Annotated in this window: 24 protein-coding genes; 13 read left to right on the forward strand and 11 right to left on the reverse strand. The window is 66.4% G+C overall.

Going from position 1 to position 22956, the window contains the following annotated elements:
- From OS124_RS23305 to OS124_RS0100915, 7 genes are all read right to left on the reverse strand, one after another.
- Window positions 1–124: biotin/lipoyl-containing protein (locus tag OS124_RS23305; RefSeq protein ID WP_010137366.1), on the reverse strand; the 124-nt coding region annotated here is incomplete at its 3' end.
- A 5-nt stretch (window positions 125–129) separates the two neighbouring features.
- Complete coding sequence (locus tag OS124_RS0100885; RefSeq protein ID WP_010137367.1) at window positions 130–3090, reverse strand: 2-oxoglutarate dehydrogenase E1 component; 2961 nt, start codon at window positions 3088–3090, stop codon at window positions 130–132.
- Window positions 3091–3205: 115 nt separating this feature from the next.
- Entirely contained in the window at window positions 3206–3745 is a 540-nt protein-coding gene (locus OS124_RS0100890; RefSeq protein ID WP_010137368.1) for a DUF805 domain-containing protein, read from the reverse strand.
- A 169-nt stretch (window positions 3746–3914) separates the two neighbouring features.
- Window positions 3915–4799 (reverse strand): succinate--CoA ligase subunit alpha, encoded by an 885-nt coding sequence (sucD, locus tag OS124_RS0100895; RefSeq protein ID WP_010137369.1) that lies wholly within the window; start codon window positions 4797–4799, stop codon window positions 3915–3917.
- Between the two features lie 4 nt (window positions 4800–4803).
- Window positions 4804–5997, reverse strand: coding sequence for an ADP-forming succinate--CoA ligase subunit beta (gene sucC, locus OS124_RS0100900; protein WP_010137370.1), 1194 nt, complete (start codon window positions 5995–5997; stop codon window positions 4804–4806).
- Window positions 5998–6822: 825 nt separating this feature from the next.
- Window positions 6823–7785 (reverse strand): malate dehydrogenase, encoded by a 963-nt coding sequence (gene mdh, locus OS124_RS0100910; RefSeq protein ID WP_010137372.1) that lies wholly within the window; start codon window positions 7783–7785, stop codon window positions 6823–6825.
- Between the two features lie 613 nt (window positions 7786–8398).
- Complete coding sequence (locus tag OS124_RS0100915; protein ID WP_010137373.1) at window positions 8399–8737, reverse strand: hypothetical protein; 339 nt, start codon at window positions 8735–8737, stop codon at window positions 8399–8401.
- A gap of 297 nt (window positions 8738–9034) precedes the next feature.
- On the opposite strand from OS124_RS0100915, the gene OS124_RS0100920 reads away from it, so the two are divergent.
- The 12 genes from OS124_RS0100920 to OS124_RS0100975 all read left to right on the forward strand — a co-directional run bounded on the left by OS124_RS0100920 (window position 9035) and on the right by OS124_RS0100975 (window position 18670).
- On the forward strand, window positions 9035–9883 hold the full coding sequence (locus tag OS124_RS0100920; protein WP_010137375.1) for an HpcH/HpaI aldolase/citrate lyase family protein: 849 nt from the start codon (window positions 9035–9037) through the stop codon (window positions 9881–9883).
- A gap of 44 nt (window positions 9884–9927) precedes the next feature.
- Window positions 9928–10479 (forward strand): NnrU family protein, encoded by a 552-nt coding sequence (locus OS124_RS0100925; RefSeq protein ID WP_010137376.1) that lies wholly within the window; start codon window positions 9928–9930, stop codon window positions 10477–10479.
- A 7-nt stretch (window positions 10480–10486) separates the two neighbouring features.
- Window positions 10487–10690 (forward strand): DUF1737 domain-containing protein, encoded by a 204-nt coding sequence (locus OS124_RS0100930; protein ID WP_010137377.1) that lies wholly within the window; start codon window positions 10487–10489, stop codon window positions 10688–10690.
- 393 nt (window positions 10691–11083) lie between these two features.
- Window positions 11084–11473, forward strand: coding sequence for a succinate dehydrogenase, cytochrome b556 subunit (gene sdhC, locus OS124_RS0100935; RefSeq protein ID WP_029375079.1), 390 nt, complete (start codon window positions 11084–11086; stop codon window positions 11471–11473).
- Between the two features lie 10 nt (window positions 11474–11483).
- Window positions 11484–11855: a succinate dehydrogenase, hydrophobic membrane anchor protein gene (locus OS124_RS0100940; RefSeq protein WP_010137379.1), complete on the forward strand. Its 372-nt coding sequence runs from the start codon at window positions 11484–11486 to the stop codon at window positions 11853–11855.
- A gap of 22 nt (window positions 11856–11877) precedes the next feature.
- Window positions 11878–13686, forward strand: coding sequence for a succinate dehydrogenase flavoprotein subunit (gene sdhA, locus OS124_RS0100945; protein WP_010137380.1), 1809 nt, complete (start codon window positions 11878–11880; stop codon window positions 13684–13686).
- A 12-nt stretch (window positions 13687–13698) separates the two neighbouring features.
- Window positions 13699–14478 (forward strand): succinate dehydrogenase iron-sulfur subunit, encoded by a 780-nt coding sequence (locus OS124_RS0100950; RefSeq protein ID WP_010137381.1) that lies wholly within the window; start codon window positions 13699–13701, stop codon window positions 14476–14478.
- Window positions 14479–14602: 124 nt separating this feature from the next.
- Window positions 14603–15358 carry a hypothetical protein gene (locus OS124_RS0100955; RefSeq protein WP_010137382.1) on the forward strand — a complete coding sequence of 252 codons (756 nt, stop codon included), beginning with the start codon at window positions 14603–14605 and terminating at the stop codon, window positions 15356–15358.
- Between the two features lie 132 nt (window positions 15359–15490).
- Window positions 15491–15649 (forward strand): hypothetical protein, encoded by a 159-nt coding sequence (locus OS124_RS27170; protein WP_168161414.1) that lies wholly within the window; start codon window positions 15491–15493, stop codon window positions 15647–15649.
- Window positions 15650–15784: 135 nt separating this feature from the next.
- Window positions 15785–16018 (forward strand): hypothetical protein, encoded by a 234-nt coding sequence (locus OS124_RS23310; RefSeq protein ID WP_010137383.1) that lies wholly within the window; start codon window positions 15785–15787, stop codon window positions 16016–16018.
- 289 nt (window positions 16019–16307) lie between these two features.
- On the forward strand, window positions 16308–17486 hold the full coding sequence (locus OS124_RS0100970) for a type III PLP-dependent enzyme (RefSeq protein WP_010137384.1): 1179 nt from the start codon (window positions 16308–16310) through the stop codon (window positions 17484–17486).
- Between the two features lie 341 nt (window positions 17487–17827).
- On the forward strand, window positions 17828–18670 hold the full coding sequence (locus OS124_RS0100975) for an urea carboxylase-associated family protein (RefSeq protein ID WP_010137385.1): 843 nt from the start codon (window positions 17828–17830) through the stop codon (window positions 18668–18670).
- A 4-nt stretch (window positions 18671–18674) separates the two neighbouring features.
- On the opposite strand, the gene OS124_RS0100980 is transcribed toward OS124_RS0100975, so the two are convergent.
- The 4 genes from OS124_RS0100980 to OS124_RS0100995 form a co-directional block, all read right to left on the reverse strand.
- Window positions 18675–19667 (reverse strand): aldo/keto reductase, encoded by a 993-nt coding sequence (locus OS124_RS0100980; RefSeq protein WP_010137386.1) that lies wholly within the window; start codon window positions 19665–19667, stop codon window positions 18675–18677.
- Complete coding sequence (gene deoD, locus OS124_RS0100985) at window positions 19664–20368, reverse strand: purine-nucleoside phosphorylase (RefSeq protein WP_010137388.1); 705 nt, start codon at window positions 20366–20368, stop codon at window positions 19664–19666. Before deoD ends, OS124_RS0100980 begins: the two co-directional genes overlap by 4 nt.
- Before the next feature lie 98 nt (window positions 20369–20466).
- Window positions 20467–21495, reverse strand: a complete 1029-nt coding sequence (locus OS124_RS0100990) for a hypothetical protein (protein ID WP_010137389.1) — start codon at window positions 21493–21495, stop codon at window positions 20467–20469.
- 107 nt (window positions 21496–21602) lie between these two features.
- On the reverse strand, window positions 21603–21878 hold the full coding sequence (locus tag OS124_RS0100995) for an acylphosphatase (protein WP_040606506.1): 276 nt from the start codon (window positions 21876–21878) through the stop codon (window positions 21603–21605).
- Between the two features lie 199 nt (window positions 21879–22077).
- Here OS124_RS0100995 and OS124_RS0101000 point away from each other — a divergent pair, with 199 nt between their 5' ends.
- Window positions 22078–22341 carry a hypothetical protein gene (locus tag OS124_RS0101000; protein WP_010137391.1) on the forward strand — a complete coding sequence of 88 codons (264 nt, stop codon included), beginning with the start codon at window positions 22078–22080 and terminating at the stop codon, window positions 22339–22341.
- Window positions 22342–22956: the final 615 nt, after the last annotated feature.

Raw genomic sequence — 22956 nt, forward strand, 5'->3', positions numbered from 1 at the left:
GGTTTCCTAGCTCGCAGAGCATCTCGTCGACGGCGACCGCATCACCGGGCTTCTTGAACCAGGTGGCGACGGTGGCTTCGGTAACGGATTCCCCAAGCGTGGGGACGCGGATCTCGGTGCTCATGGGACTTAGTTTCCTTCGATGGTCAGCGCTTCGTCGACAAGCGACTCCTGCTGGGCTTTATGCTGTTTGGCCAGGCCGGTTGCGGGCGACGCCGAGGCGACGCGGCCCACGTAACGCGGGCGTTGGTGGGTGGCACCGATGCGTTGCAGGCACCACTCGATATTGGGTTCGATGAAGGACCAGGCGCCCTGGTTCTTCGGTTCTTCCTGGCACCAGATCATCTCGGCGCCCTTGAAGCGTTCCAGCTCCTTGACCAGCGAGATCGCCGGGAAGGGATAGAACTGTTCGACCCGCAGCAGGTAGACGTCGTCAATGCCGCGGGCGTCACGCTCTTCCAGCAGGTCGTAGTAGACCTTGCCCGAGCACATGACGACGCGCTTGATCTTGTCGTCCGCCACCAGCTTGGTGTCCGAGTTGCCGCGTTCCGCATCGTCCCAGAGGACGCGGTGGAAGCTGGAACCGGTGGTGAAATCCTCGGCCTTGCTGATCGCCAGCTTGTGGCGCAGCAGCGACTTCGGCGTGACCAGGACCAGCGGCTTGCGGAAGCTGCGGTGCAGCTGGCGGCGCAGGATGTGGAAGTAGTTGGCCGGCGTGGTGCAGTTGGCGACGATCCAGTTGTCCTGGCCGCACATCTGCAGGAAGCGCTCGAGGCGCGCCGAGGAGTGCTCGGGGCCCTGGCCTTCGTAGCCATGCGGCAGCAGCATCACCAGGCCCGACATCCGCAGCCACTTGGATTCACCCGAGCTGATGAACTGGTCGAACATGATCTGCGCGCCGTTGGCGAAGTCGCCGAACTGGGCTTCCCACATCACCAGGGCGTTCGGTTCGGCCAGCGAGTAGCCGTATTCGAAGCCCAGCACCGCGTATTCCGACAGCATCGAGTCGATGACCTCGTAGCGGGCCTGACCGGGCTTGATGTTGTTGAGCGGATAGTAACGCTCTTCGGTCTCCTGGTTGATCAGCGCCGAGTGACGCTGCGAGAAGGTGCCGCGGGTGGAATCCTGGCCCGCCAGGCGCACCGGGTAGCCCTCGGCAAGCAGCGAGCCGAAGGCCAGCGCCTCGCCCGTCGCCCAGTCGAAGCCGTCGCCGCTGTCGAACATCTTCTGCTTGGCTTCCAGCAGGCGGGCAACGGTCTTGTGCATCGGGAAACCGTCCGGCGCGCTGGTCAGCGACTTGCCGACCTCGGCCATCAGCTCTTCGCTGATCGCGGTCTCGCCGCGCTGGTAGTCTTCCTTCTCGCGCTCGAGGCCCGACCACTTGCCGTCCAGCCAGTCGGCCTTGTTGGGCTTGTATTCCTTGCCGGCCTCGAACTCCTCGTTGAGGTGGGCCTGGAAGGCGGCCTTCATGTCCTCGATCTCTCCCTCCGGGATGAGACCGTCCTTGACCAGGCGATCCGTGTACAGGCTGAGGGTCGTCTTGTGACCCTTGATGTTCTTGTACATGATCGGGTTGGTGAACATCGGCTCGTCGCCTTCGTTGTGACCGAAGCGACGGTAGCAGAAGATGTCGATCACCACGTCCTTGTGGAACTTCTGGCGGAACTCGGTGGCCACCTTGGCGGCATGCACAACGGCCTCGGGGTCATCGCCGTTGACGTGGAAGATCGGCGCCTCGACCATCAGCGCGATATCCGTCGGATAGGGGCTGGAGCGGCTGAAGTGCGGCGCGGTGGTGAAGCCGATCTGGTTGTTGACGACGATGTGGATCGTGCCGCCGGTGCGGTGACCCACCAGGCCCGAGAGGCCGAAGCATTCGGCCACAACGCCCTGGCCCGCGAAGGCCGCGTCGCCGTGCAGCAGCACGGGGATGACGCTGGTGCGGTCGGCGTCATTGTTCTGGAACTGCTTGGCGCGGGCCTTGCCCAGCACCACCGGGTTCACGGCTTCCAGGTGCGAGGGGTTGGCGGTCAGCGACAGGTGCACGGTGTTGCCGTCGAACTCGCGGTCCGAAGAGGCGCCGAGGTGGTATTTCACGTCGCCCGAGCCATCCACGTCCTCGGGCTTGAAGCTGCCGCCCTGGAATTCGTTGAAGATTGCGCGGTAGGGCTTGCCCATCACGTTGGCCAGCACCGAGAGGCGGCCCCGGTGCGGCATCCCGATGACCACGTCGCGGGCGCCCAGGTTGCCGCCGCGCTTGATGATCTGCTCCATCGCCGGGATCAGCGCCTCGCCACCGTCAAGGCCGAAACGCTTGGTGCCCATGTACTTCACATGCAGGAACTTCTCGAAGCCCTCGGCCTCGACCAGCTTGTTCAGGATGGCGCGGCGGCCTTCACGGGTGAAGGTGATCTCCTTGCCGTAGCCCTCGATGCGCTCCTTCAGCCAGGCGCTTTCCTCGGGGTTGGAGATATGCATGTACTGCAGCGCGAAGGTACCGCAGTAGGTGCGTTTCACGATGTCGACGATCTGGCGCATCGAGGCGATCTGCAGCCCCAGCACGTTGTCGATGAAGATCGGGCGATCCATGTCGGCATCGTTGAAGCCGTAGGACTTCGGGTCCAGCTCGGGGTGGGCGACGGCGTCCTTCATGCCCAGCGGGTCCAGGTCCGCGGCCAGGTGGCCACGGATCCGGTAGGCGCGGATCAGCATGATGGCGCGGATGCTGTCCAGCACCGCCCGCTTGACCGCCTCGTCCGAGACCTCGACGCCCTTGGCGGCAGCCTGCTCCTTGATCTTCCTACCCGCGTCCTTGCCCTCGGCAGCGGCCGGCCACATGCCGTCTAGCGCCGCGGTCAGGTCGTCGTTGGGCTGCGGGGGCCAATCCTTGCGGGCCCAGGAGGGACCTTCGGCCTCGGCCTTGGCATCCTCGCCGGCGTCACCGAGATTGGCGAAGAACTCGGCCCAGGCGGCATCGACCGCCGAGGGGTCGTTGGCCCAGCGGGCGTAGAGCTGCTCGAGATAGGCGGCGTTGTGCCCCTGCATGAAGCTGGAAGCATGGAAGAGATCGTTCGGGCTCTGGTCGTTCATCTGGTCACCTGAGGGGCGGATACGGGGCAGGAGAGGGGGCGCGACTTGCGCCGGGCGGCTGGTCGGGGCCAGCGCCCGGGTGGCGCGGCAGAGGGAGGAGAGTAACCTTCGGGGATCATGCGGCGGTCCTCCCGGCGGGGGCGGGGCCCCAGGCATTCTCGCCCGGTTGCGAGGGTCGGGTCAGCCAGAAGATCACGATGAAGGGCGAGAAGGCGCAGACCGCAATTGCCAGGGCCAGCACGCCGCCGGCCAGGCCGTCGAACCGCGAGGCCATGCCCTCGGAGATCACGCCGTCGAAGCTGAGTCCGCCGATGAAGGCGGCATAGGACGCCGTGCCGATCACCGCGATGATCGGATAAAGCAGGTAGAGGCCGCTGCGCCCGCTGTCATGCATCCGCCGCCAGCCGGCCGAGAGCGTCGGCAGGATCAGCAGCAGCGAGAAGATCGCGGAGAGCGGGCCGTCCGAAGTGGCCTCGATTGAGCCGTGGCCGGTGCTGATCTCGGCGGTGCCGAACAGCAGGCCTTCGACGATGCCGATCAGGATCGAGCCGAGAATGCCGAAAAGGACGAAATACCAGTATTCCGGCCGCGAGGCCCGGCCGGAGAAGGTCACATACTTGCGGAAACAGGTGCGGACGGCGTCGGAGAAGCTCATTGGCATGGCTCCTCTGGCGGGCAGGGTTCCGGCTGTGCTTGCGCGCGTGACATGATCTCATTCCCCATGTGGGGGCCTCTGACGGGGTGGCAAGGGCCGCATCGCGGATTTTGCGATGCGGCCCACGCCGGTCACGTGGTGGCGGGGCCAGTGGCCCGGCGCCGGGGCCTCAGCCCTTGATGGCCTTCAGCACGGCCTCGCCGAGACCGGCGGGGCTGTCAGCGACAACGATACCGGCCGACTTCATGGCTTCGATCTTGTCTTCCGCGCCACCCTTGCCACCGGCAACGATGGCACCGGCGTGGCCCATGCGGCGGCCCGGAGGGGCGGTGCGGCCGGCGATGAAGCCAGCGGTCGGCTTCCAGCGGCCCTTCTTCTTCTCGTCAGCCAGGAACTGCGCGGCTTCCTCTTCGGCCGAGCCACCGATCTCGCCGATCATGATGATCGACTCGGTTTCCGGGTCCTTCAGGAACATTTCCAGCACTTCCAGGTGCTCGGTGCCCTTGATCGGGTCGCCGCCGATGCCGACTGCGGAGGACTGGCCGAGGCCCGCGTCCGAGGTCTGCTTCACGGCTTCGTAGGTCAGGGTGCCCGAACGGGACACGACGCCGACCGAGCCACGCTTGTGGATGTGGCCGGGCATGATGCCGATCTTGCAGGCGCCGGGGGTGATCACGCCGGGGCAGTTCGGGCCGATCAGGCGGGACTTGCTGTTCTTCAGCGCGGCCTTCACCTTCATCATGTCCAGAACCGGGATGCCTTCGGTGATGCAGACGATCAGCGGGATCTCTGCGTCGATGGCTTCCAGGATCGAGTCGGCCGCGAACGGCGGCGGAACGTAGATCACCGAGGCATTGGCGCCGGTGCGCTCGACCGCTTCGGCCACGCCGTCGAAGACGGGCAGGCCCAGGTGCTCGGTGCCGCCCTTGCCGGGGGTCACGCCGCCGACCATCTTGGTGCCGTAGGCAATCGCCTGTTCAGAGTGGAAGGTGCCCTGCGAGCCGGTGAAGCCCTGGCAGATGACCTTGGTGTTTTCGTCAACGAGAACTGCCATCTGATTAGCCTTTCACTGCTTTAACGATTTTCTCGGCACCGTCGGACAGGTTGTCTGCCGCGATGACGTTCAGGCCGGAGGTCGCGATGATCTCCTTGCCCTTCTCGACGTTGGTGCCTTCCAGGCGCACGACCAGCGGAACCTGCAGGCCGACTTCCTTCACCGCGGCGATGACGCCCTCGGCGATGATGTCGCAGCGCATGATACCGCCGAAGATGTTCACCAGGATGCCCTTCACGTTGGGATCGGAGGTGATGATCTTGAAGGCCTCGGTGACTTTCTCCTTGGTGGCGCCGCCACCGACGTCGAGGAAGTTCGCGGGCTCTGCGCCGTAGAGCTTGATGATGTCCATGGTTGCCATGGCCAGGCCTGCGCCGTTCACCATGCAGCCGATCTCACCGTCCAGCGCGATGTAGTTCAGGTCGTACTTGGAGGCCGCCAGTTCCTTGGGGTCTTCCTCGGTCTCGTCGCGCAGGGCGGCGATGTCGGCGTGGCGGTAGACCGCGTTGCCGTCGAAGCCGACCTTGGCGTCCAGCACCTTCAGGTTGCCGTCGGGCATGACGATCAGCGGGTTGATTTCCAGCTGTTCCATGTCCTTCTCGGTAAAGGCACGATACAGATCGCCGATCAGCTTGACGCACTGCTTCATCGCGGCGCCCTTCAGCCCGAGGGCGAAGGCGACCTTGCGGCCGTGGAACGGCGCGTAGCCGGTGGCCGGATCGATGGAGAAGGAGAGGATCTTCTCGGGGGTGGCGGCGGCCACTTCCTCGATGTCCATGCCGCCTTCGGTCGAGCAGACGACCGAGATCGACGAGGTCTGACGGTCGACCAGCAGAGCCAGGTAAAGCTCGCGCTCGATGTCGGAACCGGCTTCGATGTAGATCCGGTTGACCTGCTTGCCGGCGGGGCCGGTCTGGTGGGTCACCAGGGTCTTGCCAAGCATCTTCTTGGCTTCCTGTTCGGCTTCCTCGACGGATTTCGCCAGGCGGACACCGCCTTTTTCACCGGCGCTTTCCTCGACGAACTTACCCTTGCCGCGGCCGCCCGCGTGGATCTGAGCCTTGACCACCCAGAGCGGGCCGTCCAGCTCACCGGCGGCGGTCTTGGCCTCGTCGGCCTTCAGGACCGCGCGGCCGTCGGAGACCGGCGCGCCATATTCGCGAAGGATAGCCTTCGCCTGATATTCATGGATGTTCATGAATTCCAACCCTCGTTTGCTACGATTGCCATCGGTAGTGGCACAGTCTTACCTGCCGATGAACCTGTTTTTGCAGGCTCCGGACAAATTCCGCCGATTTTCTGAACTTTGTGATCACGCGTTTAATTCGTGTGATCACAAAGCTGTCCCACTGTCGTTCCGGGCACTGACCACGCGGTCTTTTCGCCAATTCCAAGATTCGGAACGGCACCGACTTGATCCAGTTTAGGCAGAATTCTGCTGGATGCGAAGCCGGGCGGCAGAACGGGGTCCTCCAGTCTGCCCCGGAGCGTCGATGCTCGTCGTCAGCCTGTCGCCATTCATCTTCGTTTTGCCTCTTTGGTCGGCCCGCTGCAGGCCCTGCTGCAGCAACGCCGCCGTGCCGGCGAGATCCGGCCCTGCAGTCCGAAGCGCCATCGGCGTTTCCCGGACCGGGACGGACGCGTGCCCGAAGTGCCGCGGGGGGCGCATCTGCCGCGCCGAGTAAGGCCTGGAGGCGGCGACCAAGGTTCTCTTCGCGGCGGAGGAGCTGCGCGGACAGGGGCTGATCCACTGCGACGATGACCGGCGCTGTCGCCCGGAGGGGAACGCGCGATTGCTGCGGGGTTGGCGCAATCGGCCGCAGGCGACGATCAGCGCGGGGGGCGATGCTCAGTTCTTCGAGATGCCGATGCCGGACACCCTTCCGCAACCGCGCTTCGGCGAACGCCGCGATGCGCGCGACCGCGAGCACGAGCGCCACCTGTCTGTTCGAGACCTGCGGCATCTGGACGTGAAAAGGGCCGCCCCGAGGGGCGGCCCTTCCGATGCAGATGCTGTCCCGGCTTATGCCAGCGAGCTGTCGATGCCCTTGCAGGCTTCCACGAGGCCCTTCACGGCGGCCACGGACTTGTCGAACATCTCTTGCTCTTCCTTGTTGAGCTTGATGTCGATGATCTTCTCGACGCCACCGGCACCGATCACGGTCGGCACGCCGACGTACATGCCCTTCACGCCGATCTCGCCGTCGCAATAGGCGGCGCAGGGCAGGACGCGCTTCTGGTCCTTGAGGTAGGCTTCCGCCATCTCGATGGCCGAGGTTGCGGGCGCATAGAAGGCCGAGCCGGTCTTCAGCAGGCCGACGATCTCGGCGCCGCCGTCACGGGTGCGCTGCACGATGGCGTCCAGCTTCTCCTGGGTGGTCCAGCCCATTTCGACCAGGTCGGGCAGCGGGATGCCGCCAACGGTCGAGTAACGGACGGAGGGCACCATGGTGTCGCCGTGGCCGCCCAGCACGAAGGCGGTGACGTCCTTCATCGAGACGTCGAATTCGACCGACAGGAAGTGACGGAAGCGGGCCGAGTCCAGCACGCCGGCCATGCCGCAGACCTTGTGTGCGGGCAGGCCCGAGAACTGCTGCAGTGCCCAGACCATCGCGTCGAGCGGGTTGGTGATGCAGATGACGAAGGCGTCGGGGGCATTGTCGCGGATGCCTTCGCCGACCGACTTCATGACCTTCAGGTTGATGCCCAGCAGGTCGTCGCGGCTCATGCCCGGCTTGCGGGGCACACCGGCGGTGACGATGCAGACATCCGCGCCGGCGATATCGGCGTAGGATTGGGTGCCCTTCAGCTTGGCGTCGAAGCCTTCCGAGGGGCCGGATTCGGCAATGTCGAGCGCCTTGCCCTCGGGGGTGCCTTCGGCAATGTCGAAGAGGACGACGTCGCCGAGCTCTTTGAGGGCTGCGAGATGGGCGAGCGTGCCGCCGATCTGGCCCGCGCCGATCAGGGCAATCTTGGGTCTGGCCATTGGATCTGTCTCCGGTCCGGTTGAAACGTCGAGGATGGGGGTAGGCCCTTTGGATGACGGACGCAAGGGTCGAGCGGCTGAGGGATGCCGAAGGGGCGGTGAGGGAATGATGAGAATGTTTTTAAAATCAATTCAGTAGGATACGCAGGTCCTCGCCGGCCGGGGGCGCTGGTCACTTGCGGGGCATGGGCCGCGGAAGCAGGATCTGCTGCCCTGATGGGCATGTTAGCGCCCACAGTGACCCATGGTGTGCGATTCTTTCCACAAGTCGCGTCGAGGCCGCGACGTGACTTCAAGCGGGGCATGGGGAAAAGGTTAATGGTCTGGGGGAAAGCTGCGAAGGCGCGGGGACGGTTGGGGCTGCCGGCAGGCCGACGCGGCGGCGCGTCACCTCGCACCAGTCCGGGCGCGGTGCAGCGGTGCAGCGGTGCCCGGTGGTCCAGCGATCGGCGGCAACACCCTGGTCTGCCCCGACCCCTTCCGGCAAGGGAACCGACGCGTGCGCCCTGGGCTTCCGCGTGGGGGCCTCGCCACCCTGCGATGACCCCGGGCTCCTCCTGCGTGGCTGCCGTCGCAGACCGCCCGGGCAGCCGCCGAAGCGTCGGCCCGGGGGTCAGGCGTCCTGGTCGTCGACCGGCAGCGCCTCGCGCAGCGTCTCGAAGGCCTTGCCGCTGGCGATCAGGCAGGTGATGCCCTGGGGCGTGGTCATGGTGATGGTCCAGGTGCCGCTGTCGTCCGAGGCGAAGACCTCGACCATGGCGTTGTTGGAGCCGAGACCGATGGACTTGCGCGTCTCGCCGTAGCCTTCGGCGAGGCGTTCGACCACCACGTCGCGAGGCGCGCAGCTGCTTTGCGGGGGCTGTTGCGCCGCGGCCGGAGGGGTGCCGAGGGCGAGCGCCAGAAGGCTGCCGCAAAGGGCAAGGCGGGCGGGGGAGGAGGCCGGGTGGATCATCCTGTTGCCTTTCAATGGGGATCCGAAGCCCAGAGGGCCGGACCGTTGCGATCCGGGCGGAACCCGCCCGGGGGCCGACAATCCCCGATGCCTGCGCGCACCTGTGCCGGTCCGGCGCCTGTCCAGCATGGCGGACAACATCCTGACTTTCGGTTAACGGCCCGCGACGGAGAAAGATGTACGGGCAACCGGGGCGGGCGATGCGGTGCAAACCTGACGGATCGCCCTGAAATGCCTTGAACTTCTGCGGGGGAAGATGCGACCTCTGGGCAAATCTGTCCGCCCGGAGGCAACGCCATGGACCCGACCCTGCGGCCCTATCGCTCTCTTCTCTATATTCCCGGCTCGAAGGAGCGGGCGCTGGACAAGGCGCGCAGCCTGCCGGTGGACGCGATCCTCTTCGACCTCGAGGATGCGGTGATGCCCGATGCCAAGCACGACGCCCGCCGGACCCTCTGCGCGGCGCTGGAGCAGGGCGGCTACGGCGCGCGCGCCAGGATCGTGCGGATCAACGGGCTGGACACCGGGTGGGGCGCCGACGACGTGGCGGCCCTGAGGGATGCCGATATCGACGCGCTGCTGTTGCCCAAGGTCGCCACGGTGGCCGATATCGACCGGCTGGCCGCCCTCTGCGACTGTCCGATCTGGACGATGATGGAGACCCCACTCTCGATCTTCAACGCGCAGCAGATCGCGGCCCATCCCCGCGTTCAGGGGCTGGTCGCCGGCACCAACGACCTGGCGAAAGAGCTGGGAAGCCGTGACCGCCCCGACCGGCTGCCGCTGCAGATGGCGTTGCAGACCATGCTGCTGGCCGCCCGTGCCCATGGGGTGATCGCCGCCGATGGCGTTTACAACCAGTTCACCGATGCGGCGGGGCTCGAGGCGGAATGCGCCCAGGGCCGCGACCTTGGCTTTGACGGCAAGACGCTGATCCACCCGGCGCAGATCGAGATCGCCAACCGCGTCTTCGCCCCCTCCGAAGCCGAGATCTCGCTGGCGCGCCGCCAGATCGCCGCCTTCGACGAGGTGCTGGCGCGCAGGCAGGGCGTCGCGGTGGTCGATGGCAAGATCGTCGAGAACCTGCATGTCGAGACGGCGAAAAAGACCCTCGCCCGGGCCGAGGCCATTGCGCCGCCGGGCTGACAGGATCAGTGTGGCCGCAGATCACCTAAGCAAGGGCACCTCTCATGGCACTGATATTGCTCGGGCTCGTCCTCTGGACCTGGCCCCACCTGATGAAGGAATACACTCCGGGCCTGCGTGCGGGACTGGCCGAGGGCAGCGCCAAGGGGCTCGTCGCCGTCTCGGCCTTCCTTGCCGTCGCACTGATGGTGCTGGGCTACCGTTCGGCCGAGACGATCTTCGTCTATGCGCCGCCCGCCTGGGGCCAGCATCTGAACAACCTGCTGATGCTCTTTGCCGTGGCGCTCTTCGGTGGCGCCCATTCCAAGGGGCATCTGAAGCACTACGTCCGCCACCCGATGTTCGCCGGCACGATCGTCTGGGGCGTTGCGCACCTGCTGGTGCGCGGCGATGCCGCCTCGATCCTGCTCTGGGGCGGCATGATCCTCTGGGCCGTGGCCGGCTGGATCGTCACCAACCGCCGCCATCCCGGCTATGTCGCCCCGATCGGCGGCACGCTGAAGGGCGATGTCATCCTCGCGGTGATCACCGTGGTGGTCTATGTGGTCATCGTGCTGATCCATTCGCTGGTCGGCCCCAATCCGCTTCCGATGTGAGGATCCGATGAAACTCTACCGCTTTCTCTCCGAGGACGACACCTCGGCCTTCTGCCACAAGGTGACCCGGGCGCTGAACGCCGGCTGGACGCTGCATGGCGACCCGACCTATGCCTTCGACGCCGCCAACGGCACGATGCGCTGCGGCCAGGCCGTGGTGAAGGAGGTCGAGGGCACCTACAGCCCCGAGATCAAGCTGGGCGAATACTGAAGACCCTGTTGCACAAGGCGGCGCCGGGGGCTTTCCCGGTCCGCCGACAGGCGCGGAAAAGGTGCCGCCCCGGGGCTGGTACAGGGGGCGGATGACGGGCCCCCGAGGCGCGAACATCCGGCAATGTCGAGGCGCGCAGGGGCGCTCTTCCGGTAGCGGTATCAGCATCGTGATGCGCGGCGGGAGCGGCAGAATCAGAATGAAAAACCAAGCAAATCAGTCGGAATTTGATGTGGCGCAAATCGTGATCACACGATGAAAATCTGTGATCACAATCGCGAAAAGATATCGTTGTTTCTGTCAATTTATCCGCGCAGCGCCCTTCCGGAAGGATGACAAGGCCGGGTGATCTGGTAGAAGCTGGGCCAAGGGAAATCCGGAAAGGACATGCCGATGGCCGATGTGAACCGGGGCAACCGCCCACTCTCTCCATTCATGCTTGGGAAAGACTACCGTCTGCAAATGACGTCGCTGTCTTCCATCATGGTCCGGATCACCGGGATCGCGTCCCTGGGTACCGCCTTCCTGCTGATCTGCTGGCTGCTCGCGGCCGCCGCCTCGGCAGAGGCCTTCGCCGTGGTCGACGGCCTGCTCACCAGCTTCGTCGGCGACGTGCTGATGACCCTGGCCGCCTGGGCCATCTGGTATCACATGCTGGGCCGCCTGCGGCACCTGGTCTGGGACCTCGGCTATTTCATCGAGGTCGGCATCTCGGAGAAGATGGGCTGGGGCATGTTCATCGGCGCCACCGTCCTGACCCTCATCACCATCATCGCGGTATAAGGAGACCCACATGCGCTTTCTGACCGACCGCAAACGTGCCACGGGTCTGGGTTCGGGCCGCACCGGCACCCACGAACACTGGAAGATGATGATCACCTCCGCCGCCCTGGTGGTGCTGGTGCCGCTCTTCGTCTTCACCTTCGGCGCCGGGCTCGGCGGCACCCATGAAGAGGTGCTGGCCTATTTCGCGCGTCCCTGCCCGGCGATCATCACCGCCCTGACCGCCGTTGTCGGCGTGCTGCACTTCAAGGCCGAGGCCGTCGACGCCGTCGTCGACTACGTCCACGGCGTGAAGGGCAAGTTGCTGATCGTCGCCGTCGAGGCCCTGGCCTGGGTGCTGATCGCAGCCGCGCTGCTCGCCCTCGTCAAGCTGGCCCTGTAATTCGCGCGTAAGGAAGAACAAGATGACTGCAGCTTACGAATACGAGACTCATGACTACGACGTCGTGGTCGTCGGCGCCGGCGGCGCCGGCCTGCGCGCGACCCTCGGCATGGCCGAACAGAACCTGCGCACCGCCTGCGTGACCAAGGTCTTCCCGACCCGCTCGCACACCGTTGCGGCGCAGGGCGGCATCGCCGCCTCGCTGTCGAACATGGGCCCGGACAACTGGCAGTGGCACATGTACGACACCGTCAAGGGCTCGGACTGGCTGGGTGACACCGACGCGATGGAATACCTGGCGCGCTCGGCCCCCAAGGCCGTCTACGAGCTGGAACACTACGGCGTGCCCTTCTCGCGCACCGAAGAGGGCAAGATCTACCAGCGTCCCTTCGGCGGCCACACCACCGAATTCGGCGAAGGCCCCGCCGTGCAGCGGACCTGTGCCGCTGCCGACCGGACCGGCCACGCCATCCTGCACACGCTTTACGGCCAGTCGCTGAAGAACAACGCGGAATTCTACATCGAGTATTTCGCCATCGACCTCATCATGAGCGACGACGGCGTTTGCACCGGTGTCGTCTGCTGGAAGCTCGATGACGGCACGATGCATGTCTTCAACGCCAAGATGGTCGTGCTCGCCACCGGCGGCTACGGCCGGGCCTACTTCTCGGCCACCTCGGCGCATACCTGCACCGGCGACGGCGGCGGCATGGTGGCCCGTGCGGGCCTCGCGCTGCAGGACATGGAATTCGTCCAGTTCCACCCGACCGGCATCTACGGCTCGGGCTGCCTGATCACCGAGGGCGCGCGCGGCGAAGGCGGTTACCTGACCAACTCCGAAGGCGAACGCTTCATGGAGCGCTATGCGCCCCAGTACAAGGACCTCGCCCCCCGCGACTACGTCTCGCGCTCCATGACCATGGAGATCCGCGAAGGCCGCGGCGTGGGTGAGCACGGTGACCACATCCACCTGAACCTGTCCCACCTGCCGAAAGAGGCCCTGGCCGAGCGTCTGCCGGGCATCTCGGAAAGCGCGAAGATCTTCGCCGGTGTGGACGTGACCAAGGAACCGATCCCGGTTCTGCCGACGGTCCACTACAACATGGGCGGCATCCCCACCAACTACCACGGTGAGGTACTAAACCCGACCGCCGAGAGCCCGAACGCCGTCGTGCCCGGCCTGATGGCCGTCGGCGAGGCCGGCTGTGCCTCGGTGCATGGTGCCAACCGCCTCGGGTCGAACTCGCTGATCGACCTCGTGGTCTTCGGCCGCGCCGCCGCCATTCGCGCCGGCGAGGTCGTCGACCGCAACGCCGCCATTCCCGCGACCAACAAGGCCGCCGTGGAAAAGGCCTTCGACCGCTTTGACTACTTCCGCAATGCCAAGGGCAGCATCCCGACCGCCGAGCTGCGCCTGGAAATGCAGCGCACCATGCAGTCCGACGCCGCGGTCTTCCGCGCCTCGGAGACGCTCAAGGAAGGCGTCGAGAAGATGACCGAGATCGCGGCCAAGCTGCCCGACGTCTCGGTCACCGACCGCTCGCTGGTCTGGAACTCGGACCTGATGGAGACGCTGGAACTGGCCAACCTGATGCCGAACGCCATGGCCACCATCGTCGGCGCCGAGGCGCGCCACGAAAGCCGCGGCGCCCATGCGCATGAGGACTACGCCGAACGCGACGACGAGAACTGGCGTGTGCACACGATCAGCCGCGTCGACGGCAACAAGGTCGAGCTTTCCTACCGTCCGATCGTCGTCGATCCGCTGACGACCGAGGCAGAGGGCGGCATCTCGCTCAAGAAAATCGCGCCCAAGGCGCGGACGTTCTAAGGAGGACGCCAGATGGTACAGCTCACGCTCCCCAAGAACTCCCGTATGACCACGGGCAAGACCTGGCCGAAGCCCGAGGGCGCGACCAATGTCCGCAAGTTCAAGATCTACCGTTGGTCGCCCGAAGAAGGCGGCAATCCCCGTGTCGACACCTACTTCCTCGACATGGACAAGTGCGGCCCGATGGTCCTGGACGCGCTGATCAAGATCAAGAACGAGATCGACCCCACGCTGACCTTCCGCCGCTCCTGCCGCGAAGGCATCTGTGGCTCCTGCGCGATGAACATCGACGGGCATAACACCCTGGCCTGTATCTTCGGCCTGGACGAGGTGAAGGGCGATGTCACGATCTACCCGCTGCCGCACATGCCGGTGGTGAAGGACCTGATCCCCGACCTGACGCATTTCTACGCCCAGCATGCCTCGATCATGCCCTGGCTGGAAACCAAGACCAACCGTCCGGCGAAAGAGTGGAAGCAGTCCATCGAGGACCGCAAGAAGCTGGATGGTCTTTATGAGTGCGTCATGTGCGCCTCCTGCTCGACCAGCTGCCCCAGCTACTGGTGGAACGGCGACCGCTACCTTGGACCGGCCGCACTGCTGCACGCCTACCGCTGGATCATCGACAGCCGCGACGAGGCCACGGGCGAACGTCTGGACCAGCTGGAAGACCCCTTCAAGCTGTACCGCTGCCACACCATCATGAACTGCGCCAAGACCTGCCCCAAGGGTCTGAACCCGGCCAAGGCCATCGCGCATATCAAGGAAATGATGGTCGAACGCGCCGTGTAAGCGCAGCCGACAGTCCGATTGCAAAGCCCCGGGTCGCAAGGCCCGGGGCTTTCGCTTTGCCGGCCACGGCTTGTTAACCCCGCTCTGCCAGTCTGCCGGAGACCGAACCCTGCGGGACCGACCCATGACCTGGTGGCAGAAGCCCCTGATCCTTTTCATCTGTCTGTGCCTTCCCGGCGGGGCGCTGGCCTATTCGATGTTGCAGGGGGGCTCTCCGCTGCAGGGGGGCAGCCCGATGCAGGCCCGGCCCGCCGTGCTGGCAGGGCAGGGGGGCAGCGCGCCGGAAGCGGCCGGCACGGCCGGGCCCAGCCTGTTCCGGGGCCGCCAGGGCGGATCGCTCTTCGAACCTGTCGCGCCCAGGGCGCGCGTGGCCCCGGCGCGGCCCGTGCCCCGTGGCGGCAGCCAGGTGGAACGCCTGCGCGCGCTGATCGCTTCAGTCGAGGCGGATCCGGCGAAGGGCTATGACTCGGTCCAGTTCCAGGCTCGGATCCCGCCCCCGAAACCGCCGACCCTGATGACGCTGGACGAAATCTTCGCCTGGATCCGTGCCACCCCGGGTCAGCAACATGCCATCGGGCGCTACCAGATCGTACCGGCCACGCTGCGCGGGCTGATCGACCGGTTGGGGATCTCGGGGGCCACCCGCTTCACGCCGGCCCTTCAGGACGCCCTGGCCGACCAGCTGCTCGAAGACGCGGGCTTCGGCGCTTTCCTTGAAGGGCAGTTGCCCCGCGCCAGCTTCATGAACAACCTCGCCCGGATCTGGGCGGCCCTGCCCAATGCCGCGGGGCAGTCGCACTACCACGGCATTGCCGGCAACCGGGCCGCCTTCAGCTGGGCCAGGTTCGACGGGCAGATGCGGGCGATCTTTCCGGGTTAGGAAAGCTGCGCCGCAGCGTCACCTTTGCACTCGCAGCATAGCGAGGCTTCCGACATGCGCCACCTCCTGCGCCGCACCCTGTGCCATAAGGCGACCGGGGAGAGACGACGTGACAGACGACGAGGCAAGACGATGACCACCAAGACCCCCAGCACCGAAGAGCTGCGCCGCGCCCAGGCTGCGCTGGATGCGCTCAACGCCGCTTATGAATACTTCACCCCGCTGCCGCGCGTGGTCTCCCAGACCCGCGACACGCGCGAGGACTACGTTCCCTACACCGTCGCCGCCTGAGGGCATTTCGCGGTGATGTGACAGCGCGCGGCCTCTCCCTCGGGGCCGCGCGCTTGTCTTTTCCGGCACGGCCTGCGACCGCGGCACCACCGCCGAAGCCTTGCCTTCCGCCCTGCCGCGGTCCAGACCCAGCCCATGATCCTTCTCATTCCCATCGGTATCGCGATCTTCCTGGTCTACATGTGGATCTGGGGCCCTTCGCCGGTGAAGGGCTGCCGCTGGCGCATGGACCGCAGCCGCGATCAGAAGGGCCAGAGCTTCTTTCATTGCCCCCTCTGCGGTGCGGAGACCCTGACCGTGGACGGAAAGCCACCCCGCCATTGCGGCGCGCGCAAGACCCCGAGCATGGCCCCGGATTCCGAAAAATAGAGCCACACCAGAACCTTGAAAATTTGCTCAAATTTCAAGGGGATTCAGGGCGAGATCGCGGTCGGAAAAAATCTGCTCACGGTGAAAAAATCCCTCTTGAACGAATCTTCTTTTCGCCCGATATGCCCGCTCAAGACGCCAACGCACGCGCCTCTGGCGAAAGGGCAGCCTCTGGGTCGGACGGTCTAAGGACCGCGAGCCTAGGCGAAACCTCTACGGTTATGTAGCGACGGTAACGTCTCCCTTGGAACTGAGCGGTCATATATGGCCGGGTCTATTGGAGATGACCATGAACGCATTCGTTGCCGATTTCTCGGCCCGCGCCTCCGTGCGCACTCAAAACCGCGTTGAAGCCTTCATCCGGCAGAACGATTTCGAGCGCCCGACGCTGGTGCTGGACATTGCACGCGTGGAATCCCAGTACAACGCCCTGTCCGCAGGCCTGGGCCACGCCCATATCCACTACGCCGTGAAAGCCAACCCCCAGCGTGAGATCATCGAGCGCCTGGTGAACCTCGGCTCCGGCTTCGACGCCGCGTCCCGCGCCGAGATCGAGCTCTGCCTGTCCCAGGGCGCCGAGCCTTCGCATATCTCCTTCGGCAACACCGTGAAGAAGCCGCGCGACATCGCCTTCGCCTGGCATGCAGGTGTCACCCTCTTCGCGGCCGATGCGCCGGAAGAGCTGGAAAAGATTGCGGAAAACGCACCCAGCGCACAGGTATACGTTCGTCTGATCGTCGATGCCTCCGAAGCGGACTGGCCGCTGTCGCGCAAGTTCGGCATCGCCCGTGAAGGCGCGATCGGCCTGATGGACCGCGCCGTTGAGCTGGGCCTGACCCCGGTCGGCATCTCCTTCCACGTGGGGTCCCAGACCCGCCGCGCCGAGATGTGGACCGCCACGCTCGACCAGGTGGCCGCCGTCTGGCATGCCGCCCGCGAGTCCGGTCACGACCTGACCCTGCTCAACATCGGCGGTGGCTTCCCGGCCTTCTACGGTGAAGAGATCCAGGGCCCGACCGCCTATGCCGCCCGCGTGATGGAGCTGATCTCCGAACGCTTCGGCGACGTGCCCCACGTGATGGCAGAGCCGGGCCGCGGCCTGGTTGCCGAGGCCGGTGCCATCGCTGCCGAAGTGCTGCTGGTGTCGCGCAAGTCGGAAAACGACCTGCACCGCTGGGTCTACCTGGATATCGGCAAGTTCTCGGGCCTGGCCGAAACCATGGACGAGGCGATCCGCTACCAGTTCCTGACCGAGCGCGACCACGAGGACCATGGCCCCTGCATCCTGGCCGGCCCGTCCTGCGACAGCGCCGACGTGCTCTACGAGAAGCGCCCGGTCGATCTGCCGCTCGGCCTGCGCTCGGGCGACAAGTTCATCATCCGCAACTGCGGGGCCTATACCTCGACCTACGCGTCGATCGGCTTCAACGGCTTCCCGCCGCTGGACATCGTGGTCCTGCAGGACTGATCCCGGTACGCATCCGGAATTTGGGGGCGCTCTTCGGGGCGCCCCTTTTTCTTTTGGGCAGCGGGGCAGGGGGGCTCTGCCCCCGTCTCCTTCGGAGACTCCCCCGGAGTACTTTCAGCCTGGTGATGATGCGAGACGGCGCAGGAAAGGCGGCCAAATTCTGGTCCGGGAGCGTGCACGCTCTCCATGGCGAACGTCCGCCGCCTTTCCGGGCCCTGCCCCGCATCATCACCAGGCTGAAAATACTTCCGCCGGAGGCCTCGCCCGGCACGGGCGAAAACCCCGCGCTGCCCTTGCCAAACCGCGCAGGGCCGGGTTCTTTGCCCCAAAAGGAGATCCTCATGATGATACCCCCCGACGCCGAGGCCCGCCGCGCCGTGAAGCCGGTGATCTGCTATCCGAACGAGACTCTCCCCCGGCCCGACATGGCGCGTTATGCTGCGGCGCTGGACGGGGCGGAGGTCACGGCAAGGGTCGTCGCACCGCCGCGCGAGGCGGGGGTCTTCGAGGTGCCGGCGGGGCAGTTCTTCCGCATCCGCTCGGTTCAGGGGCCGCAGGTCGGCGACCTCAACCTCTGGAACGCGCGGGATATTTCCGAACGCTTCTACTCCGGCAAAACCCGGGCCCTGCATGGGACGCATGTGAGCACGGGCGAGCGGCTTTGGTCCTCCTTCCCGAACCTGCGGCCCATGGCGACCATCGTCGAGGATACGCTCGGCTGGTACGGGATCGATGAATACGGTGGTTCGGTGCATGACGTGATCGGGACGCGCTGCGACCCCTACACCGGCAATCTCCTCTCCGGCAGCCAGTATCACCATTGCTGCCACTCCAACCTGACCCGGGCCCTGGCGCGGCACTTGGGGATCAGCGCCGCGGAGGCCGAGCCGCATGTCCATGACGTGCTGAATGTCTTCATGTGCACCGGCTTCACCCGCGACACCGGCCAGTACTTCATGAAGGCCAGCCCCGTGCGCCCCGGCGATCACCTGACCTTCTTCGCCGAGATCAACCTGCTGGGGGCGCTTTCGGCCTGTCCGGGGGGCGATTGTTCCGCCGAGCACAGCTCTGACGAAGCCGCCTGCTATCCGCTCGAGATCGAGATCCTTGCGCCGCGACCTGGCGCGCTAGAGGGGTGGCAGAGCCCGCGGCGGTCGGGATACGACCGAAGCCACGGGCTCTGATCCCTCAGCAGTAGCGTTCCACGGCGACCGTCTGATGGTCGCCGTAGCGATCCCCCCAGGCCCAGCCGACGGGCAGGATCGCGTCGATTTCGGCCAGGGTTGCCGCGTCCATCTCGATCTTCAGCGCATCCAGCCATTCGCCGAGGTGGGCGGCGGTGCGGGTGCCGGGGATCGGGATCACATGGTCGCCCTGTGCCATGACCCAGGCCAGCGCCGCCCCGGCGACCGAGACACCCCGGCCCCGGGCCCACTGGCGGAACGCCTCGACCTTGCCGAGGTTGTGGCTGTAGTTCGGCTCGACGAAGCGCGGGTTGTTCAGGCGGAAGTCGCCGGGCCGCATGTCTTCGCGACGCACCGAGGTTTCCCCGAACATGCCGCGCGCCACGGGCGAGAAGGCGACGAAGCTGACGCCCAGCTCGGCGCAGCTGCGGATCAGCCCCAGCTCGGGCAGGCGGGTCCAGAGCGAGTATTCGTTCTGCACCGCCGTCACGGGCCGCACCGCATGGGCGCGGCTCAGCGTATAGGGCGCGATCTCGGACAGGCCGTAGCCCTTGATCAGCCCCTCGTCGATCAGGCGGCCCATGGTCTCTGCCACCTCCTCGATCGGGGTCTCGGGGTTGTGACGGTGGGCGTAGAACAGCTCGACAGAGCTGAGGCCCAGCTTCTCCAGAGAGCCTTCCAGCTCGGCCCGCAGGTAGTCGTAGCTGTTGTCGATCCGCCGCGGCGGGCCGGGAATGATCGAGGCCTTGGTGGCGATGGTGATGCCTTCGGGTTTCTTCGCGGCAAGGTAGGTGCCCAGCACGGTTTCCGACACGCCCATGCCGTAGATATTGGCGGTGTCCCAGAAGGTGATCCCGGCCTCGATGGCGGCGTCGAGACAGGCGTGGCTGGTCTCTTCATCGGTGGGGCCGAACATGCCGCCGAAGGACATGGCGCCGAAGGCCAGCTGCGGCACCATGATGCCGGTGCGGCCCAGTTCCACTTTCCTGAAGCTCATGCGAAGGCGGCCTCCAGCGCGATTTCCACCATGTCGCCGAAGCTCTTTTCGCGGTCCTGCGAGGGCAGGGCCTCGCCGGTCTGCAGGTGGTCCGAGACGGTCAGGATCGCCAGCGCGCGGCAGCCGTAGCGATGCGCGAGGTTGTAAAGCTCGGCGGCCTCCATCTCGACGCCGAGGATGCCGTGGCGGGTCATCTGCTCGTTCAGGTCTGGGCGTTCGTCGTAGAAGACATCGGCCGAATAGATCCCGCCCGCATGCACCGGCGTGCCCTTGGCGGTGGCCGCCGCATGGGCGGCCGCAAGCAACCCGTAGTCGGCGCAGGGGGCGAAGTTCAGCTCCTTGAAGATGCCGGCCGAGGGGGTCGAGATCGACGAGGCGCTCATCGCAAGGATCACGTCGCGGATCTTCACCTTTTCCTGCATCCCCCCGCAGGAGCCGATGCGGATCAGGGTCTTGGCGCCATAGTCGCGGATCAGCTCGTTGGCGTAGATCGACAGCGACGGCATGCCCATGCCCGAGCCGTGGATCGTCACGCGGTTGCCCTTCCAGGTGCCGGTGAAGCCCAGCATGCCGCGTACCTCGTTCACCAGCTCGACATCCTGGAGGAAGGTCTCGGCGGCCCAGCGAGCGCGGTAGGGGTCGCCGGGCAGCAATACGGTTTCGGCGATCTGGCCGGGGGCGGCTCCGATATGAACGGTCATCTCTCTGTCCTCTCTGTCCTCTCTGGGCGCGCGGTCGCGCGGATTTGGCGCCAGAGTACCCGGATGCGGGCCGAGGGCAAGGCGGGCCTCGGGTCAAATCAGGGGGTGAAGGGCGAGCCGAAGCCGAGGTGCCTTTGCGGTGCGGGCACCACCAGCCCTAGGGCCGGGGCGGGCGCCCTGGTCCGGGCGCGTGTCGGACGGGCCTGCGGTTGGTAGTCCGGTGTCTGAAGGTCGGGCGGCGCGCAGGAGATCCGCTCGGGTCCGCGGGCATCGGGCACCACATGGCAGTCGCTGGCCGGGCGCAGGGGGCCGACGGGGGCGCTTGCCGAGGCGCCGGGGTGGGGCAGGCGGTGACGGTAGGTCAGGCGCAGCGAGGGGACCGGCGCGTTGCCCGGTTCGAAGCGGGTGCCCAGGCGGGCCTCGACGGCGCTGCCTTCGGGCAGGGACCCGGTGAACCGGCTGGTCAGGCTGAGCGTGCCGAGGCCGCGGGCTGCACGTGTGGGGCTGGCCGGGTAGTGGAACAGGCTGAGCCGCCCGCCGATGTCCAGACCACTGCCAAAGCTACGCCGCCAGGAGAGGTATCCGTCGATGCCGGCGCGGGGCACGGCGGCGGAGCTGCCGAAGCGGGGCGCGGTGTAGTCGGCGAAGGGCATGTAGAGGTTCGACCCGAAGCTCAACCTCCAGTCCTGCAGGGCCCCCGTGATCGCCTGTTCGTATTCCACGCCCAGGCTCGCCTGGCCCAGCAGGTCGGGCATGCCTGCCTGCTTGCCCAGTTCGACGTAGGCGTTGAGCCCCAGAACCCGGTCCGGTCCAAGGGCCACCCGGGAAATCCGCCCGTAGCCAAGCTGCGCGGTCTGATCCTCGGCGCTGCCCGAAACGGCGGCGCGGAATGCGTTGAACAGCGCGCTGGCCATGCTGGCGCGGCCGGGCAGCAGCAGGCCGAAGGACAGGTCGGCCCAGTCGCGGTTGACCGTGATGCCGTAGGATCCGCTTGCGGCGTAAGAGCCCGCACCGGCGCGCAACAGCGATGTCTGCGCAGCGGCGAAGGCAGGGCAGAACAGGGCCAGCCCCGCCATGAGGGGCAGAAGCGGAAGCTGGCGCGGAACGGGGAGGAGCCGACCGGTCATGGCAACCCAATGCCCCGTCCCGGGTCTTGTTCCCATGGTTGGGGGCGCGGCGCGCCGGGGGTCGGCGGCGGCCTGCCGGACAGCGGCGCGGCGCGGCGGAGCGTCGCCTAGCGGCGGATCTCGAAACCTTCCGGGCGGACATCCGGGGCAGGGCGGTGCTCGACGAGGTCGACCCGGGCGAAGGCGGGGCCGCGCCGCAGGTCCTGCAGCACCGCGCCGACGTGTGCCTCGGGGCCGTGCAGCAGCGCTTCGACCGCGCCGCCGGGACGGTTGCGGACCCAGCCGGTGACCCCCCGGGAGAGGGCGGCCTCGCGGGTCCAGGCCCGGAAGCCGACACCCTGGACGCGGCCGGTGATCCGGACCCTGCATGTGATCTCTGTCATGGCGCCAGCCTGCCACGCCACGGCCTGCGGCGAAAGGGCCAAGCTCCCGTTCTGCACGGCGGAAAATCGCGCGCCGGGAGGAAGTTCTTAACGGCTTCTTAGGCTGTGCGCGGCACTGTGGCGGCACATCGGTGCGGACCGGTTCCGGTCAGGGGCCCGGCGCCATCAGTGTGGCGCTAAACCAGCAGGAGACGACGGGATGAGACATGAGGTTCAGGGATCTTCGGTGACCGATGTCGATGCCATGCTGTCGAAGCTCAGCGCGGATCAGTGGATGATCGACGTGCTGGCGGATCTTCAGGAAGCCGCCCGCGAGCGAGAGCTTTACGCCTCGGCCGAAAAGCTGGCGCAGGTCAGCCGCGTGGTGCAGGACGAGATCACGCGCAAGCGGATCGACCGGATGCGTTCGGCGTTCCAGACCTCCTACGAACAGGGCAAGATGCCTTCGCTGCGCAAGCACTGACGGGATGGACCGCCTCGGTCCGCCACGACAGGCGGTTGGCTACGGGTGCGGCCGGATGGTGGATTGCATCCACCCTACGCCGGCCGCGACAGGCCGTGCCTTGCAGGGATGGCTGGTGCTGCGGCGGGCGGTGCGGGATCGGGCCATGCTGGGATACGCGTGCCGACAGCGGCGGTGCAGAGGCAGCCACGCCGGGATCCGCCGTGCAAGGACAGTCGCGCTGCGGCCGGTGACGATTTCGACGGTGCTGCCCCAAGGGCGGAACTTCCTATCCTTGTCTCCCTGTCTGCGGAGGTGACCAGAACGGGCGACGCCTGTCCCTAGGTCACCGCAGCCGCGTGCAGAGAGACCAGCTGGTCGGGTGACAGATGCGGCGCGCGCGTGCCGGGAGAGTTTCGTTGCCTGATACTGCCGTGGCGTCACGTTCCGACAGGACAGGCTGCCGCATGTCCCGCCGCGGCAGCGCAAGGGGCGTAGGGTAGATGCAATCCACCATTCCGACCGCCGCCCGATGCCCGTACCCCATGCCAACCCCATGCCCTGCCGCGCCAAAACTGCACCGCCCGGACGCGTCCGGCTGCGCCTGCTCTGGCGCTCGGGCGCGCCGCGGGATAG

It is taken from the genome of Oceanicola sp. S124 (assembly GCF_000220565.1).
Lineage (GTDB): Bacteria > Pseudomonadota > Alphaproteobacteria > Rhodobacterales > Rhodobacteraceae > Pseudooceanicola.

Bases quoted from the DNA above. Each gene is read 5' to 3' on its own strand.
- OS124_RS0100885 (WP_010137367.1), bottom strand. From the start codon at position 3,090: ATGAACGACCAGAGCCCGAACGATCTCTTCCATGCTTCCAGCTTCATG.
- OS124_RS0100890 (WP_010137368.1), bottom strand. From the start codon at position 3,745: ATGAGCTTCTCCGACGCCGTCCGCACCTGTTTCCGCAAGTATGTGACC.
- sucD (WP_010137369.1), bottom strand. From the start codon at position 4,799: ATGGCAGTTCTCGTTGACGAAAACACCAAGGTCATCTGCCAGGGCTTC.
- sucC (WP_010137370.1), bottom strand. From the start codon at position 5,997: ATGAACATCCATGAATATCAGGCGAAGGCTATCCTTCGCGAATATGGC.
- mdh (WP_010137372.1), bottom strand. From the start codon at position 7,785: ATGGCCAGACCCAAGATTGCCCTGATCGGCGCGGGCCAGATCGGCGGC.
- OS124_RS0100915 (WP_010137373.1), bottom strand. From the start codon at position 8,737: ATGATCCACCCGGCCTCCTCCCCCGCCCGCCTTGCCCTTTGCGGCAGC.
- OS124_RS0100920 (WP_010137375.1), top strand. From the start codon at position 9,035: ATGGACCCGACCCTGCGGCCCTATCGCTCTCTTCTCTATATTCCCGGC.
- OS124_RS0100925 (WP_010137376.1), top strand. From the start codon at position 9,928: ATGGCACTGATATTGCTCGGGCTCGTCCTCTGGACCTGGCCCCACCTG.
- OS124_RS0100930 (WP_010137377.1), top strand. From the start codon at position 10,487: ATGAAACTCTACCGCTTTCTCTCCGAGGACGACACCTCGGCCTTCTGC.
- sdhC (WP_029375079.1), top strand. From the start codon at position 11,084: ATGGCCGATGTGAACCGGGGCAACCGCCCACTCTCTCCATTCATGCTT.
- OS124_RS0100940 (WP_010137379.1), top strand. From the start codon at position 11,484: ATGCGCTTTCTGACCGACCGCAAACGTGCCACGGGTCTGGGTTCGGGC.
- sdhA (WP_010137380.1), top strand. From the start codon at position 11,878: ATGACTGCAGCTTACGAATACGAGACTCATGACTACGACGTCGTGGTC.
- OS124_RS0100950 (WP_010137381.1), top strand. From the start codon at position 13,699: ATGGTACAGCTCACGCTCCCCAAGAACTCCCGTATGACCACGGGCAAG.
- OS124_RS0100955 (WP_010137382.1), top strand. From the start codon at position 14,603: ATGACCTGGTGGCAGAAGCCCCTGATCCTTTTCATCTGTCTGTGCCTT.
- OS124_RS27170 (WP_168161414.1), top strand. From the start codon at position 15,491: ATGACCACCAAGACCCCCAGCACCGAAGAGCTGCGCCGCGCCCAGGCT.
- OS124_RS23310 (WP_010137383.1), top strand. From the start codon at position 15,785: ATGATCCTTCTCATTCCCATCGGTATCGCGATCTTCCTGGTCTACATG.
- OS124_RS0100970 (WP_010137384.1), top strand. From the start codon at position 16,308: ATGAACGCATTCGTTGCCGATTTCTCGGCCCGCGCCTCCGTGCGCACT.
- OS124_RS0100975 (WP_010137385.1), top strand. From the start codon at position 17,828: ATGATGATACCCCCCGACGCCGAGGCCCGCCGCGCCGTGAAGCCGGTG.
- OS124_RS0100980 (WP_010137386.1), bottom strand. From the start codon at position 19,667: ATGAGCTTCAGGAAAGTGGAACTGGGCCGCACCGGCATCATGGTGCCG.
- deoD (WP_010137388.1), bottom strand. From the start codon at position 20,368: ATGACCGTTCATATCGGAGCCGCCCCCGGCCAGATCGCCGAAACCGTA.
- OS124_RS0100990 (WP_010137389.1), bottom strand. From the start codon at position 21,495: ATGACCGGTCGGCTCCTCCCCGTTCCGCGCCAGCTTCCGCTTCTGCCC.
- OS124_RS0100995 (WP_040606506.1), bottom strand. From the start codon at position 21,878: ATGACAGAGATCACATGCAGGGTCCGGATCACCGGCCGCGTCCAGGGT.
- OS124_RS0101000 (WP_010137391.1), top strand. From the start codon at position 22,078: ATGAGACATGAGGTTCAGGGATCTTCGGTGACCGATGTCGATGCCATG.